At 73.9% G+C, this 15284-nt stretch carries 13 protein-coding genes; 7 read left to right on the top strand and 6 right to left on the bottom strand.

All coding sequences use genetic code 11. From position 1 onward, the window contains the following. Positions 1-196 precede the first annotated feature (196 nt). Complete coding sequence (locus ACSJJR_RS06755; RefSeq protein ID WP_435941460.1) at positions 197-1405, top strand: IS110 family transposase; 1209 nt, start codon at positions 197-199, stop codon at positions 1403-1405. A 186-nt stretch (positions 1406-1591) separates the two neighbouring features. Then, positions 1592-1933: an Abi family protein gene (locus ACSJJR_RS06750; protein ID WP_435942812.1), complete on the top strand. Its 342-nt coding sequence runs from the start codon at positions 1592-1594 to the stop codon at positions 1931-1933. Positions 1934-2052: 119 nt separating this feature from the next. Here the strand turns inward: ACSJJR_RS06750 and purE are convergent, their stop codons facing one another. Further along, positions 2053-2580, bottom strand: coding sequence for a 5-(carboxyamino)imidazole ribonucleotide mutase (purE, locus tag ACSJJR_RS06745; protein ID WP_435942808.1), 528 nt, complete (start codon positions 2578-2580; stop codon positions 2053-2055). Between the two features lie 34 nt (positions 2581-2614). Beyond that, a complete protein-coding gene (locus ACSJJR_RS06740; protein ID WP_435942807.1) occupies positions 2615-3982 on the bottom strand; it encodes a 5-(carboxyamino)imidazole ribonucleotide synthase in 1368 nt (455 codons plus the stop codon). A gap of 35 nt (positions 3983-4017) precedes the next feature. On the opposite strand from ACSJJR_RS06740, the gene ACSJJR_RS06735 reads away from it, so the two are divergent. The 3 genes from ACSJJR_RS06735 (at position 4018) to ACSJJR_RS06725 (ending at position 6688) form a co-directional block, all read left to right on the top strand. Next, complete coding sequence (locus tag ACSJJR_RS06735; protein WP_435942806.1) at positions 4018-5259, top strand: hypothetical protein; 1242 nt, start codon at positions 4018-4020, stop codon at positions 5257-5259. Positions 5260-5304: 45 nt separating this feature from the next. Further along, a complete protein-coding gene (locus tag ACSJJR_RS06730) occupies positions 5305-5880 on the top strand; it encodes a GtrA family protein (protein WP_435942805.1) in 576 nt (191 codons plus the stop codon). A gap of 103 nt (positions 5881-5983) precedes the next feature. Then, complete coding sequence (locus ACSJJR_RS06725) at positions 5984-6688, top strand: DedA family protein (RefSeq protein ID WP_435942804.1); 705 nt, start codon at positions 5984-5986, stop codon at positions 6686-6688. A gap of 27 nt (positions 6689-6715) precedes the next feature. On the opposite strand, the gene ACSJJR_RS06720 is transcribed toward ACSJJR_RS06725, so the two are convergent. The 4 genes from ACSJJR_RS06720 to ACSJJR_RS06705 all read right to left on the bottom strand — a co-directional run bounded on the left by ACSJJR_RS06720 (position 6716) and on the right by ACSJJR_RS06705 (position 10696). Beyond that, positions 6716-7795, bottom strand: a complete 1080-nt coding sequence (locus ACSJJR_RS06720; protein ID WP_435942803.1) for a sensor histidine kinase — start codon at positions 7793-7795, stop codon at positions 6716-6718. A 99-nt stretch (positions 7796-7894) separates the two neighbouring features. Further along, entirely contained in the window at positions 7895-8563 is a 669-nt protein-coding gene (locus ACSJJR_RS06715; protein WP_435942802.1) for a response regulator transcription factor, read from the bottom strand. Positions 8564-8673: 110 nt separating this feature from the next. After that, positions 8674-9762 carry an adenylate/guanylate cyclase domain-containing protein gene (locus ACSJJR_RS06710; protein WP_435942801.1) on the bottom strand — a complete coding sequence of 363 codons (1089 nt, stop codon included), beginning with the start codon at positions 9760-9762 and terminating at the stop codon, positions 8674-8676. 19 nt (positions 9763-9781) lie between these two features. Beyond that, complete coding sequence (locus tag ACSJJR_RS06705; protein ID WP_435942800.1) at positions 9782-10696, bottom strand: biotin--[acetyl-CoA-carboxylase] ligase; 915 nt, start codon at positions 10694-10696, stop codon at positions 9782-9784. 79 nt (positions 10697-10775) lie between these two features. Here ACSJJR_RS06705 and ACSJJR_RS06700 point away from each other — a divergent pair, with 79 nt between their 5' ends. Then, positions 10776-11483, top strand: coding sequence for a Maf family protein (locus ACSJJR_RS06700; RefSeq protein ID WP_435942799.1), 708 nt, complete (start codon positions 10776-10778; stop codon positions 11481-11483). Next, positions 11480-15274, top strand: a complete 3795-nt coding sequence (locus ACSJJR_RS06695) for a carboxyl transferase domain-containing protein (protein ID WP_435942798.1) — start codon at positions 11480-11482, stop codon at positions 15272-15274. Before ACSJJR_RS06700 ends, ACSJJR_RS06695 begins: the two co-directional genes overlap by 4 nt. Positions 15275-15284: the final 10 nt, after the last annotated feature.

The following is a 15284-nucleotide window of genomic DNA, read 5'->3' as shown; positions in this document are numbered from 1 at the left end:
CCAGTTGCTGTGGGCATGATGTCTTGCCCCTGTCCGTAGATGATCCGGGGGGTGTTGTCACCCGCAGCAGCCGGACGCTGGTGACCGCTGATAAGGGGAACGACCCACCGCGTGTGAGGTCTTTCGTAACGTGGGTGCGGAACCGGTCGTCCACCGGCTGGCCCCGTATCGACTTGACCGAGAGGCGGCAGGAGAGATGGATATCGAGGACATCGAGGTCTTCATCGGCATCGACGTCGGCAAGACGGACCACTGGGCCACGGCCCTGAGCCGGGACGGGCGGAAGGTCCTCGACAAGCCCCTTCCCAATGACGAGGCACGTCTGCGTTCCCTTTACGGCAAGCTGGCCGACCACGGGAGGCTGCTGGTGGTGGTCGACCAGCCCGCCACCATCGGGGCCCTGGCCGTGGCGGTGGCCCAGGACATGGGCATCACCGTGGGCTACCTGCCCGGACTGTCGATGCGACGCATCGCCGACCTGACGCCGGGCAGCGCCAAGACCGACGCGAAGGACGCGGCCGTCATCGCCGGCGCGGCCAGGAGCATGCCTCACACCCTGAGAGCCGTCAGCGCCTCGGACGAGGACGCGGCCGCCTTGTCGATGCTCACGGGATTCGACCTGGACCTGGCCCGCCAGGTCAACCAGAGCGCTAACCGGATCCGGGGCCTGTACACCCAGATCCACCCCGCCCTCGAGGCCGTGGTGGGGCCCTGGCTGGAGCACGACGCCGTCTTGGAGGTCATCGCCGCCTGGCCCACCCCAGCCGATCTGAAGCGAGCGGGCAAGGCAAGGATTGACGCCAGGCTCAAGAAGCACGGGTGCAGGCGGCACGCCACCTGGGCCGGCCAGATCGTCTCGGCCCTGGAGCACCAGACCGTGGTGGTCGCCGGCACCGACGCCGCCGCAACGGTGCTACCTCACCTGGCCAGGCAGCTCATCGCCCTGCACGCTCAGCGGGCCGATGTCGCCGCCCAGGTCGAGGCCCTGGTGGAGGCCCACCCTCTTTATGAGGTCCTGATCTCCATGCCCGGGATCGGGGTCAGGACCGCCGCCGTCTTCCTGGCCGAGACCCTGGGCAAGACCTTCGACACCGGCGCCCAGCTGGCCTCCTACGCCGGGCTCGCTCCCGTCACACGCCGCTCCGGCTCATCGATCCGTGGTGAGCACGTCTCCCACGGCGGCAACAAGAGGCTCAAGCGCGCCATGTTCCTGTCCGCCTTCGCCTCCCTGCGCTCCGACCCCGTCTCCCGGGCCTACTACCAGCGCAAACGAGACCAGGGCAAGCGTCATAACCAGGCCGTTCTCGCCCTGGCCCACCGCCGCATCCTGACCCTGCACGCCATGATCCGAGATGGAGCCCTCTACGACCCACAACCAGCCACGAAACTACCCGCCGCCGCTTGACACACCACATAGGGGCACCCCCCCCCCAGGCCTCCGTCCCCAGTTTCTGGGGACTGTGCCCAATTCAGGGGTCTTTTCTTATCATTGCGCCGTGCCCGAGCGACTGCCACAGGCCTACGACAAGCGCCCGCTGAACGAGGACGAGCTGCTCAAGCTACTGGTTGAGCGCGGACTCCGCCGTCCTGGCTGAGCATCGAGCTCCTCACGCTCGGAAACCTACGGCACCTCTACAGCGTGCTTCCTCAGACGTACCACAAGCCGATCGCGCAACAGCTAGGGCTGCAGGACCCGGTCCTGGAGTCGTGGCTGGCCAGCTACGTCCGTGTCAGGAACATCTGCGCGCACCACGGCCGCCTGTGGAACCGGTTCCTGGGGGCCTACCCCATGATCCCCACCTCGAAGAAGATCCGGTGGCTGGAGGACCGCAGCGTCCTGTCCACCTCGGACCCGAACGCGCTCGAGCGCAAACGCCTGTGCCCCGTGCTCGTGTCGTTCCAGACGATCCTCTACGCCATCAGCCCGCACTGAACGTGGGCATCACGGCTGCGGTACCTGCTCCGTCAGTCCCCCTTCGTCCCTCTGACAGCACTAGGGATGACGGAAGGCTGGGATGAGGACCCGTCCTGGGCGGAGGCCCTCGGCGCTGCTCAGCCCTGAGCGCGCCGCTCGCGCAGGGCCTGGCCCTTGGCGTGGGCGACGCGGCCTAGCGCGGCCTGGAAGTCGCGCATGGCGGCGCGCAGGCGCTGTGCCTCCTCGCCCTGCCCGGCGCCCAGGATGCGAGCGGCCAGCAGGCCGGCGTTGCGGGCACCGCCGATGGAGACCGTGGCGACGGGCACGCCGGCGGGCATCTGGACGATGGACAGCAGGGAGTCCATGCCGTCGAGGTACTTCAGCGGCACGGGAACGCCGATAACGGGCAGCTCGGTGACGGCCGCGAGCATGCCGGGCAGGTGCGCGGCACCGCCGGCCCCCGCGATGATGACGCGCAGACCGCGCGCGCTGGCGCTGCGCCCGTAGTCGATCATCTCGGTGGGCATGCGGTGGGCGGAGACGACGTCGGCCTCGTAGGCGACGCCGAGCTCGTCGAGGGCCTCGGCGGCCGCCTGCATGGTGGGCCAGTCGGAGTCCGAGCCCATGACGATGCCGACGACGGGGCTGGCTGTGGGAGTGCTCATGAGGGTCCTTCCAGGGGGACGGGGGGGGTGGTGGTCAGGCCTCGCCGCGCAGGACGGCGACGACGGCGCGGGCACGACGGCGGGCCTCGGCGACCGCCTCGGGCGAGGCCGGGACGGACGGGTCTCCGGGGACGGTGACGTTGACGTGGCCGAGCTTGCGTCCGGGCCGCCACTGCTTGCCGTACAGGTGGATCCTGGCGCCCGGGTCGGCCGCGAGCGCGCGCGCCCAGGCGTCGTCGTCGGGCTCCGTCTCACCGCCGAGGAGGTTGACCATGACGGTGGCGGCGGCCGTCGGCTCGGTGGAGCCCAGGGGCAGGTCGAGCACGGCGCGCAGGTGCTGTGCGAACTGGCTGGTGACGGAGCCGTCCTGGGTCCAGTGGCCCGAGTTGTGCGGGCGCATGGCGAGCTCGTTGACCAGCAGGCGGGTGGGCTCCCCGGGGGCCTCGACGGCGAAGAGCTCGACGGCGAGCACGCCCGTGACCCCGGCGTGCTCGGCAACAGCCAGGGCGGTGTCGCGGGCGAGCCCGGCGGCTGCGGCGTCCAGCCCGGGTGCCGGGGCGATGACCTCCGAGCAGATGCCACCGGCCTGGACGGACTCGACGACGGGCCACACCGCGCTGCGCCCGCTGGGGCTGCGGGCCATGAGCACGGCAAGCTCGCGGGTGAAGGGCACGGCCTGCTCGACCAGCAGGCTGGTGGCCGCACCGCCGCCAAGGCTGCCGCCGCCCAGCGTGGCGGCGCCGCCGGGGCCACCTGCGGCGGCGGCAGCGGTGGCGGTGACCCAGGTGGCGGCCTGGCCGTCGCGCAGCTGTGCGGCTGAGCCCACCAGGAGCACGCCGTGACCGTCATAGCCGCCGCGGGGGGTCTTGAGGACGACCGGCCAGCCGTGGTGCGAGGCGAAGGACTCGATGCCGGCGCGGATCTGCTCGGCGGTGCCGGTGACCTCGGCCCAGGCGGGCTGCGGGGCACCGATCTCGGCCATGGCGCGGCGCATGGCGATCTTGTCGCGGGCGAGCAGGAGAGAGTCGGGGCCGGGCTGGACGGAGACGCCCTCGGCGACGAGCCCGGCCAGCAGGCCGGAGTCCTGGTGCTCGTGCTCGAAGGTGAGGACGTCGGCGGGTACGGCCGCCTGCAGCTGCGCGGCGCTGGCACCCGGGCGTGTGCCCGCACCGGTGCCCGACACGAGGCGACGCACGGCCACGGCGTCGCCCGCCTCGCCAACGGGGGCATCGACAACGACCTGGCCGGTGGAGCCGTCGGCCGCCTCGACCAGCGCCCGCAGGTGGACACCCAGGGCGCTGGCCTCCTCCTGCATCATGCGGGCCAGCTGCCCACCGCCGATCACGGCGACGACGGGGGCGGGGCGGTGACAAGGGACGGCCGCAGCCGTGGGAGCGCTCACGCGGGCCAGGCTACCCGGCCGCATAGGCTGGGACGGTGCCCGACCACCCGTCCCCGGGGCCGCAGCGGCCCCTCGCGAGGCTGTCCCGTCCCCTCCACGTGCTGCTCGTGTGGGCGGCCTGCACGGCCTTGACGCTCCTGCTGGCGCGCCTGGGAGCCCAGGACACGCCCGCCACCGCCTGGGCGGGTCCGCGACCCTCCTGGGGCGAGCACCTGTCCTTCTGGGACGCCGGCTGGTACGCGCGTATCGAGCTCGAGGGCTACCCCACCGACCTGCCTGTGGACGCCACCGGCCGGGTGACCCAGAGCACCTGGGCCTTCATGCCGCTGCTGCCCACGCTCGCCGGGCTGCTGTCGTGGACAGGAGCCTGCTTCTACACGCGCGCGGCGCTCGTCTCCCTCATCTCCTCGGCCGTGGCGGCCGTGCTCACCGACCGCTGGCTGGCGCCCCGCACGGGTCCCTCCACCTCCCTGTGGGCGGTGGCTCTCGTGTGGTCCGGCCCCTGCGCCCTCGTCCTGCAGGGCGCCTACGCCGAGCCCCTGGCCCTGGCCCTCGTGGCCTCGGTGCTCCTGGCGGCGGACCGGCGGCGTTTTCTCACGGCCGCCGTCCTCGTGCCGCTGGCGGCGCTGTCGAGGCCGGTGGGCCTGCCGCTGGCCGCCGGGCTGGGACTGTGGTGGCTGATGGACCTGCTGCGCTCGCGTGGCGCGCTGCCCGCCGTGCTGCGGCGACCGCTCGCCCCCGTCCTGGGGGCAGGGCTGTCGGCGGCCGAGCGCACGCGTCTGCTCCTGCTGACGGTGGTGGCCCTCGCCTCGGCGCTGCTGTGGCCGGCGCTGGCCTGGGCCGTGACGGGGCGCGTGGACGCCTACACGGCGACGGAGACCGCGTGGCGGGGCTCGCACCTGCTGCCCCTGACACCCTGGGTGCTGCGCTCGGGCTGGTGGGCGGGTGAGCACCTGGGGCCAGTTCTCCTGGCCGGCGTGCTGGTGCTCGTGGGCGCGGCCCTGGGCTCGCGTGCCCTGCGCTCGACCGGTGCGGCCGCCTGGACCTGGTGCGTGGGCTACGTCCTCTACCTGCTCGTCTTCTTCGACCCGACGACCTCCCTGCTGCGGCTGCTGCTGCCTCTGCTCCCGGCTGGCTGGGCCCTGGCAGGCGCGCTGGAGCGCCATCACGGGACGCGTGGCCTGGTGCTGGCCCTCGTGTGCTGTGTCCTCGGGCAGGTGCTGTGGATCAGCTGGGTGTGGGACTACTCGAGCGTGTCGGTCCAGTGGGTTCCCTGACGGGGCCCGGTTGTGGGCAGGCGGGTGTCTTCTAGGATCACCCCCGTGCCGAACCCACCCACCCCGACGCCCGCTGGTCCCACCGGCCTGCGCGGGCGCCTGGTCGTCTGGGTGCGTGAGCTCCTTCAGTTCGGCCTCGTGGGCGCCCTCGCCTTCGTCCTCGACGCGGGGCTGTTCAACCTGCTCCAGCACGGGCCCCTCGGCTTCCTGTCCGGCCACCCGAACACGGCCAACGTGCTGAGCGCGACGGTCGCCACCGTCTTCTCCTGGGTCGCCAACCGGCTGTGGACCTACCGGGGCCGCACCCAGGACAACGCCGCCCGGGAGGCGCTGCTCTTCGCCTTCGCCAACGTCGGGGGCGTGCTCATCACACAGTTCTGCCTCTTCTTCACTCACGAGGTGCTGGGCCTGACGTCCCCGCTGGCGGACAACGTCGCCGCCTACGTCGTCGGCTTCGCCCTGGGCACCGCCTTCCGCTTCGTCTTCTACCACTACATCGTCTTCACAGGCACGGCCGACCAGCCGCAGTCCCCCGGGGCGGTGGCGGTCGCCGTCGTCGGCGGGGCACCGGCGACGCGGAGAACCCCCCAGCAGGGTCCGACGGCGACGCCGCGCCCCTGATCCCCGCCGCCGGGCCAGGGGGGATCTCCACGTGCGCCACCCCACAGCGGGGACGTGACCTGCGACGGTGCCCGCACCGGCCGGCAGTCCCTACCCTGGGGCAGTGCTCGCTCTGACCTCTGCCCTGTCCCACGTGACCGCCGCCACGACGCTGCCAGCGCTGGGCCCTGACTGGCTCGACCCCGCCTCGATGATCACGGCCTTCGTCCAGTGGGTGGGACCGTGGGCGGTGCTGGGCGTCATGCTCGTCATCTTCGCCGAGACCGGGCTGCTCGTCGGCTTCTTCCTGCCGGGTGACTCCCTGCTGTTCACCCTGGGCCTGTTCGTCCACACGGGTCAGGTGCCGGTGAGCATCTGGGTGGTGTCCTCGCTCATGTGGGTCGCCGCCGTCGTCGGGGACCAGACCGGCTTCGTCATCGGCCGCAAGGCGGGGCCCGCCATCTTCAACAGGCCGGACTCCCGGCTGTTCAAGCAGGAGCACGTGACGCGCACCCGAGCGTTCTTCGACCGCCACGGTGGCAAGGCCGTCACCCTCGCGCGCTTCGTTCCCATCGTGCGCACCTTCACACCGGTGATGGCGGGGGTCGGCCAGATGCGTTACAGCCACTTCGTCGGCTTCAACGTCCTGGGGGCGACGGTGTGGGCCTTCGCCCTCGTGTGGCTGGGCTACTTCCTGGGCGGGCACGACTGGATCCGAGAGAACATCGACGCCGTCATCCTCGCCATCGTCCTCGTCTCGGTGCTGCCGATGCTCGTCTCCTGGCTGTCGGCACGCCTGCGCCGGCGCGAGAGCGCCGGCCCCGCCTGAGCCGCCCTCAGGAGCCTGAGCCCGCCCTCAGAAGCGGCGTCGGCGTCCCACGCTCACCAGAGCCCCCTGCGGAAGGACCTTGTCCGGGTCCAGCGTCTTGGGCACCGAGCTGAGCAGGACCGAGAACACCGGGGGGCGCCGCTGGGACAGCTCGATGCGGCCGCCGTCGGCCTCGATGAGGTTGCGGGCGAGTGCCAGACCCACACCCGTGGAGCCGTGGCCGGAGACCGCACGCTCGAAGAGCGTCGGCGCCAGCTCGTCGTCCACGCCCGGGCCCTCGTCCGTGATGTCGATGAAGACGCCGTGCCCGCCGTTGGCGCTGCGCACGCTCACCGTCGTCGTGCCCGCCCCGTAGCGCAGGGAGTTCTCCAGGCAGGTGGCCAGCACCTGGGTGAGCGAGCCGGGGGTCGCCAGGACCGGCACACCCACCTCGTCGCTCATGACGAGGCGACGTCCCGCCGCCCTGAAGGCCGGCTCCCACTCCTCGCGCTGCTGCTCGAGGACGTCCACGAGCCGCAGGGCCTCGGTCGAGCCCCCTCCCTTGCGGCGGGAGACCTTAAGCAGGTCCTCGACGACGCCGGTGAGCCGGTCCACCTGCTCGATGCAGGCACGGGCCTCCTGGCGCACCTCCTCCTGCTCGGCGATCATCTCGATCTCCTCCAGTCGCAGCTCAAGGGAGGTCAAGGGCGTACGCAGCTGGTGCGAGGCGTCGGAGGCGAACTGCCTCTCCACGGCCAGACGTCCGGCCACCCGCTCGGCCGAGCGTACGAGCTCGGCCTGGACGAGGTCGATCTCCTCGATGCCCGAGGTGCGCAGGCGCGGGCGCACCTGGCCCGAGCCGAGCTGCTCGGCCTCCGCCGCCAGGTAGATGAGCGGCGCCTGGATGCGGCGCGAGCCCTTGGCGGCGACGACGTAGGCGGTGACGACGGCCACGAGCGCCAGGCCGAGGATGGCCAGCACCATGGTGACGATGATCTGCACCTGGTCCTCGGCCTCGCGCGTCAGGCGCAGCGCCAGCAGGACCCAGGCGGAGCCCAGCGGGACCCCCAGCAGGACGACGGCGACCGTGACCGCACCCATCGTCATGAGCATGACCCGGCGTCGCACGCCAACCTCCTCCCCCGGGCCCGGCCCGGAACGTGTGGGCCCGGTACCACCGGGCCGTGTGGCTCAGGCAGTGCCCCAGCCTGAGGCCGCGGCCGGGCCTCAGACCCTCAGGCGGTAGCCGGCGCCCTCGGCGACGAGGAGCACGGGGGCGGCCTCGTCGTCCTCCAGCTTGCGGCGCAGCCAGGTCACGTGCATGGCCAGGGCCTGCTCGGAGCCGGCCGGGTCCTCACCCCAGACCTCCTTGCGGATGTCCTCGGAGCCCACGACGCTGCCAGCACCGCGCACGAGCACGCGCAGGAGCTCGAACTCGCGGGTGGACAGCTGCAGCTCGCGCGTGCCCACGAAGGCCCGGTGGGCGGCGACGTCAACCCGGATCTCACCGGCGACGAGCTCGTCCTCACTGACCTCCCCGGAGGCGCGGCGCACCTGGGCGCGCACACGGGCAAGCAGCTCGGCCAGCCGGAAGGGCTTGGTGACGTAGTCGTCCGCTCCTGCGTCGAGGCCGACGACGAGGTCTCTCTCCTCCGAGCGGGCGGTGAGCATGAGGATCGGGGTGGTCAGGCCCTGGGCGCGGACCTGGCGTGCGACGTCGAGGCCGTCGATGTCTGGCAGGCCGAGGTCGAGCACGATGATGTCCGCGTCGGCGACCTCCTCCAGGGCCCTGGCCCCGGTGCCGTAGGCGCGCACGGTGTAGCCCTCGCGGCCGAAGGCGCGAGCCAGGGGCTCGGAGATGGCGGGATCGTCCTCGACGAGCAGCACGGTGGTCATAACCAGGATCGTATGGGACAGTCCCGGCTCGCGCCATGCCCCTGCGGCCCGGCCCCCTGAGCCGGTCCTGTGGCCGGCCCGGGCCGTGGTGTTGGCGCCCCGGCCCGGGATCAGGCCGCCTCGAGCGCCCAGGGGACGATGTTGCCCAGGCCCTTGGCGACGACCTCCTTGCACTCACTGACCCGGTAGCGGGCGGCGTCGGGGCCGTTGATGATGGCGCGGGCCGTGGCCTCGTCCATGCGGATCCCACCGGGCTCGGCGGTGTCCACCAGGCGTGAGGCCAGGTTGACGGTGGGTCCGAAGACATCGCCCGAGCGCGAGACGACACGGCCCTGGACGAGGCTCGCGCGCACGTGCATGGGCACGGGCCCGGCCTGGAGCTCGCGCACGAGGGCGGTGACGACATCCGCGGCGGTGACGACGTCGTCGGAGATGTACATGACGGCGTCGCCGATGGTCTTGACCACCCGGGCGCCGCGGGAGGTGACGACGTTGCGTGCCGTGGTCTCGAAGTCGTTGAGCATCGACTCGAGCTGAAGACGGCTCATCGTCTGTGCCCGCTGGGTGAAGGCCACGATGTCAACGAAGCCGAGCGAGCGGGTCAAGGGGTACAGGTCGGGCCCGGCGTCCTCACGGCCGCGCCCGGCGACCTCGGCGTCCGTGCGGCTGAGCAGGGCGGCCATGTGCCGGCTCCACACGTAGTCGAGCTGGGAGCGCAGGGCAGTGGCCATCGCGTCGATGTGGTCGAGGACGACGAGCCGGGCGGCGGTGTCGTCCAGGTGCAGGCGCTGGGAGACGTCGGAGACGAAGGTCTCGAGCTGCCACAGCACGAGGCGGTCCATCGTGTAGGACTGGGCGCGCAGCATCTCGAAGACGCTGGAGGCCGCCAGCCCGCCCCCGGGGGCGCAGGGGGAGGGCAGTCCGTCGTCGTGCTCGTCGATGAGGTCGGCGACGCCGCGCAGGGCCTCGACGTCACGCTCGGTGAAGCGCACGTCGTCGGGATCGACGTCGGCGAAGCCCATGGCGCGCCAGAAGCGGCGGGCGACGTCCACACTGGTCTCGGCTCCTGCGGCGAGCTGGCGCAGCGTGAGCGTGGGGCTGGCGCCCAGCAGGAGGCGCTCGTGCCGTCCGAGCGTCGAGGGTGTGCGCTCGTCACCGTCCTCCCCGGCCCGCTCCTCGGGCCTGCGATGCGCAGTCACCGTCGCAGAGTAGCCCAGGTCACAGCGTTGTGCTCAATCGAGCAGGCCGCTGGGCGCGCAGGTGGCTCACGTCCCCCGCGGCGACAACCCGTCTGCTCCCTCCGGCCTCCACCACGAGACCGGGCTCGAGGTCAAGGGCCCGGCCCTCGAGCACGCCGCCGCCGGGCACCTCGACGCGCACCGTCTGGCCCAGCGTGAGGCAGGCCGCACGCAGTCCCTCCAGCAGCGCCGCCCCAGGCAGGCCGCCGTCGCGCTCCCACTGCGCGCTCCGGGCCGCCAGGGCGCTGCCCAGTGGCGCGAGAAGCTCCTGCGGGCCCAGGCGGGCGCCCGCCAGGCGCAGCGAGCCCGCCCAGGGCACCGGCAGCTCCTCCGGGCCCTGCCCCACGTTGACACCGATGCCCAGGACGACGGCGGCGGCCTCCTGGCGGGTGGGAGGCGCCACCGTGGGGGCGCTGCGCGCCGGGTGAGCCACCTCGGCGAGGATGCCGCAGACCTTGCGTCCCCGGCCCCAGCCCGCCACCTCCTCAGCAGGGGCCTGGGACGGTGGCAGGAGGAGGACGTCGTTGGGCCACTTGGTCCAGGCGGTCCACGCCGACCCCGCGCCAGCCAGGACCTGGCTCAGGGCGTCGCGGACAGCCAGCCCGGCCAGCAGCGGCAGCCAGGGCAGGCGGTCACTGGGCACGAGCGGGCGCAGGACGACGGAGAGGGTGAGGGCGCCCTGGCCGGGCACGACCCAGCTGCGGCCCGCACGCCCGCGCCCCGCGGTCTGGTGCACGGCTCGCAGGGCGGACAGGTGGGGCCACTGGCGCTGCGCCGCACGGGCATCACGGGCCAGGGCGTCAATGAGGTCACTGTTGGTCGACCCGGTCCGTGCGACGGTGGTCAGGCGAGACAAGGCCGGGGCGGGCCGGGTGGCGGCGCTGTGCTCGCTCATACAGACGACGCTAGCCCAGGCGGCGGCCGAGCGCCGCGAGCCGCCTGCCCCGCGCAGCCGCCCCTCTAGGGTTGGGGGCGTGAGACCAGCCGCCCTTGTCCTCGCCTCCCAGTCCTCCGGCCGCCTCGCGACCCTGCGTGCGGCGGGCGTCACCCCGCTCGTGCGCGTCTCACAGGTCGATGAGCCCACGGTGCTCGAGGCCCTGGCCCGCGAGCGCGCCCGCGACGGGCTCCCCCAGCCCACGCCCGTCGAGCAGGTGCAGGCCCTGGCCCGGGCCAAGGCCCTCGACGTCGCCCGCCGCTCAAGGCCTCTCGAGGGGGCGCGAGCCACCGTCGTCCTGGGCTGCGACTCGATGCTGGAGATCGGCGGGCAGGTCGTCGGCAAGCCCCGCACGGACGCCGCCGTCCGCGAGCGCTGGGCCGCCCTGGCGGGAGCCACCGGGGTGCTGCACTCGGGGCACACCCTCGTGCGCCTGGGTGAGGCCGTCTCCCAGGAGACGGTGACGGAGGGGGTGTCCTCGACGGTCGTGCGCTTCGGGTCGCCCACGCCCGAGGAGCTCGAGGCCTACGTGTCCACGGGCGAGCCGCAGTGTTGCGCGGGGGCCTTCACCATCGACGGCTACGGCGGCGCCTTCATCGAGGGCGTCGAGGGGGACCCGCACGGTGTCGTCGGCCTGTCCCTGCCGCTGCTGCGCCGTCTCCTGGCAGACCTGGGGGTGACGTGGACCCACCTGTGGGACCTGCCGGCCTCGGCGTCCTCGGGCGAGGCAGCCGGCGGGATCGCATGAGGCGGCTGCTGGTCGCCGCCCGCTCGGGCACGGCCCTGCGCCTGGCCCGATCAGCCCGTGCGCTGGGCGTCAGCCCCATCGGCGTCCTCACGGCCGCGGACCGCGACAACCTGTGGTCGCGGGCCCTGGACGACGTCGTCGAGGTCAGCGCCTATGACGACGTCGAGGCGCTGGTCGCGGCGGCGCTGGCTCTGGGTGCCGACGCCCTGCACCCCGGGGTCGGCTTCGCCGCCGAGTCCGCACAGCTGGCCCGGGCAGTATCCGCCGCGGGCCTGACCTGGGTGGGGCCCTCGGCCCAGGCTCTGGACCTGCTCACCGACAAGCTCGCCCTGGCCGGGCTGGCCCAGCGCCTGGGCGTGCCCACGCCCCTGTCCCTGCCGGTGGGGCGCGAGGACCTCGACGAGGTCCTGGGGCGCGTTCCGGGGCCCGCCGTGCTCAAGACGGTTCACGGCGGGGGCGGGCGCGGCGTCGTCGTCCTGCCCGGCCCCGGGGCGCCCGCTCGTGGGTCCCGTGCCCGCCAGGCGCTGACCTCGCTCGCCGGCCTCGGTCCGCTCATGCTGCAGGAGGTGGTCGGCGGGGCGCGTCACGTCGAGGTGCAGGCCCTGGCGGACGCCTCCGGCCGCCTGGTCACCCTGGGCACACGGGAGTGCTCGGTGCAGCGGCGTTCCCAGAAGCTCCTCGAGGAGGCCCCGGCGCCCTTCCTGCCCGGGCACGTCGTGGGCCTTCTTGAGGAGCACACGCGCGCGGTCCTGGGTGCGGCCGGCCTCACGGGGGCGGCGACCTGCGAGTTCCTGGTGCCGGCGGACGGTGAGCCGGTGCTTCTGGAGGTCAATGCGCGCCTGCAGGTGGAGCACGCGGTGACGGAGGAGGTCACGGGCGTGGACCTCGTGCGCGCCCAGCTGCTTGTGGCGCAGGGAGCGCCCCTGGAGCTGGCGCTGGACGGCCTGGGGCGCGGCGAGGTCCGCGTGCCGACGCACGGCCACGTGGTGGAGGCACGCCTGTACGCCGAGGACCCGGACACGCTCGTGCCCGCCTCCGGCGACCTGCTCGGCCTCGACGTCCCCCTGAGCCTGGCGGTGGAGCGCAAGCGTGTGGCGGCGGGCCTCCCGGCCGGCCTACCGCGGCTGCGCACGCAGCGCTCGGTCTTCACCGGGGACGCGCTCGTGCCGGGGGTCTCGGACCCGTTGGCGCTGCTGGTCGCCGTCGGCCAGGACCGGCAAGGTGCCCTGGACGCGCTGGACGAGGCGCTGGCGCAGGTCAGGGTCAGGGGGGTGCGCACGCTCGCGCCCCTGCTGCGCGAGGCCCTGGCCCACCCGGACCTGCGCGCTGAGAGCGGCTACACCGTCACCACCCACTGGCTCGAGCAGGTGCTGCGCCCGGCCGCCTCGAGCACCACCGGGCCAGGCAGGCGGCCGGGCAGCGACACCCCCGGGGGCGGAAGGCGCCCCGAGCGGGCGGTGGCAGGCGGCCCGAGCGGGCCACTGGTCCTGCGCGCGCCGATGGCAGGCACGGTCGTCGCCGTCGAGCAGGGCCGTGTGGGCGCCGGCTGGCCCGTCGTGGTCCTCGAGGCGATGAAGATGCGCGTGCCCGTCGCGGCCCCCACGCAGGCGGTGCCCCTCCCCGAGCCCGGTGCCGTCGTCGGCGCCACGGTGCGTGCGGGTGAGAGGCTGGCGCTCCTGACCCCGCTTCAGCCACCGGGTCAGGCGGACGCGCTGCCTGCGGCCACCTCGCCCGGCCCGGCACAGGTGGCTGCTCGCGACGCGGTCTCACGCGTCAGCGCCCTCGCCGATCCCGGTTCCCTGTGCGAGGTCGTCGAGGACGACGCCGTGCTCACCGCCCGCGCGCGCCTGGACGGGCGTGAGGTCCTGGTGTGGGCGCAGGATCCGACCGTCAGGGGCGGCACCATCGGCCTGGCGGGCGCCAGGCGCGTCGCCGCCCTCATCGAGCGCGCCGCCGACGAGGCCACCCCCGTGATATCGCTGCTCGACGGCGGCGGGGCCCGCGTGCAGGAGGGTGTGGACGCCCTCGGGGGCGTCGGCCTGGTCCTGGCCGCGCAGACCCGCGCGCGCGCACGCACGTTGCAGGTCGGGGTCGTCCTCGGCGCCGCCGCCGGTGGCGCCGCCTACTCCCCCGCGCTGACGGACGTGCTCGTCATGGTCGAGGGACGGGGTCAGGTCTTCCTCACCGGGCCCGCCGTGCTCGCCGCCTCCACCGGTCAGCGGGTGGAGGCGGAGGCCCTCGGCGGTGCCCGTCTGCACGCCGAGCAGGCCGGCACCGCCCACCTGACGGCGCCTGACGAGGCCGGGGCGTGGCAGGAGGTGCGCAGGCTGCTCTCCTACGCGCCCGTCCGCACGCCTGAGGGCCGCGCCCTGCCGCTGCGCCCGGGTGGGGCTGGCACCGGCCTGCGTCCCAGTGACGCGGGCACCGGACGGGTGGTGCCCGAGCGCGCCGAGGCCTATGACGTGCGCGCGCTCCTGACCCGGCTCATCGACCGCGGGGACCTGCTCGAGCTGCGGGGCAGGTGGGCCACGAGCGTGGTCACGGGCCTGGCGCGTGTCGAGGGCGTGCCCCTGGGGGTCGTGGCGACGCAGCCGCTGTGCCTCGCCGGGGCGCTGACGCCGCAGGCCTCCCAGAAGGTCGCCGGGCACCTGGCCCTGTGCCGTCGGCTCGGGCTCGGGGTCCTCACCGTCGTTGACACCCCCGGTTTCCTGCCCGGACCTGAGGCCGAGGCTGCCGGGACGGTGCGCCACGGGGCAGACCTCGTGGCCGCCTACGCCTCCTTCGGCGACGGCCGCGGCCGGCTCGTCACGCTGGTCACACGCCGTGCCTACGGGGGAGCCCAGGTGGCGCTCGGCTCGAAGGCCCTGTCCGGGGCGCTCACGCTGGCGTGGCCGGGAGCACGCCTGGGGGTCATGGACGCGGGCAGCGCCGTGGGGCTGACCTCCCGCCGTCTGCTGGCCCGGGCCGACCAGGAGGGTGACGACGCCCCGGCGCTGCGCCGGCGTCTCGTGGCCGAGCAGGAGGCCCGGGAGACAGCCGCGACCGCCCGCGACCGCGGCTGGGTCGATGAGCTTGTCCAGCCCGAGGCCACCCGCGCCCGCCTCGTTGCCGCCGTGACCGGCGAGGACGGCCCGGGGCACCCGCCACAGCTCGCCCCCTCCGGCTCACAGCGCCACCCCGGTGACGGCTGGGTGGAGTGCCTCTGCGGCAGACGGCACTGGGGACTCAACGGTGCGGCCGGCCTGCTCGTGTGGCGGCAGGCGCCCTCGGCCGCTGTCGGCGGCACGCGGGGTGGAGGGTCCGCGCGGGGCGGTGGGCCGCGCGTGGAGGTTCTGCTCCAGCTGCGTGCGGGCTGGACGCACCGCGGCGGCACGTGGGGGCTGCCCGGAGGGGCAGTCGCCGACGGCGAGGAGCCCGCCGAGGCCGCTCTGCGCGAGGTCGAGGAGGAGGCGGGGCTGCCCGCCCGCCTGCTCGTGCTGGGACAGCCCCATGTCCAGGAGCACGGGACGTGGCGCTACACGACCTTCGCGGCGCAGGCGCCGTCGCAGGCGGCCTGGGACCGGCTTGTCCCGGTGGACCGCGAGTCCTCGGGGCTGGCGTGGGTGGCGCTGACCGTGCTCGTGGAGCCGGACGGGACGCGGCGCTGGGCTCCTCCCCGCCCGCCCCATGAGGCGGGGTGCGACGCCTTGCACGAGGGGCCGCAGTGCCCTCGGCAGGAGCTGCGGCGCCCGTTGCTGGCGTCGCTGGCGGCCGTCTGGGAGGAGCTGGCGGCGCTGCTGCCCCAGCCCTGAAGCGGACCTG

This window comes from Actinomyces sp. W5033 (assembly GCF_051303165.1).
Note: the sequence above shows the minus strand (reverse complement) of the source record. Positions and strands in the feature narration are given on the sequence as shown.

What these genes read in the sequence shown, in the direction of transcription:
- ACSJJR_RS06755 (WP_435941460.1), top strand. Translation starts at nt 197, where the DNA reads ATGGATATCGAGGACATCGAGGTCTTCATCGGCATCGACGTCGGCAAG.
- purE (WP_435942808.1), bottom strand. Translation starts at nt 2,580, where the DNA reads ATGAGCACTCCCACAGCCAGCCCCGTCGTCGGCATCGTCATGGGCTCG.
- ACSJJR_RS06715 (WP_435942802.1), bottom strand. Translation starts at nt 8,563, where the DNA reads ATGACCACCGTGCTGCTCGTCGAGGACGATCCCGCCATCTCCGAGCCC.
- ACSJJR_RS06705 (WP_435942800.1), bottom strand. Translation starts at nt 10,696, where the DNA reads ATGAGCGAGCACAGCGCCGCCACCCGGCCCGCCCCGGCCTTGTCTCGC.
- ACSJJR_RS06695 (WP_435942798.1), top strand. Translation starts at nt 11,480, where the DNA reads ATGAGGCGGCTGCTGGTCGCCGCCCGCTCGGGCACGGCCCTGCGCCTG.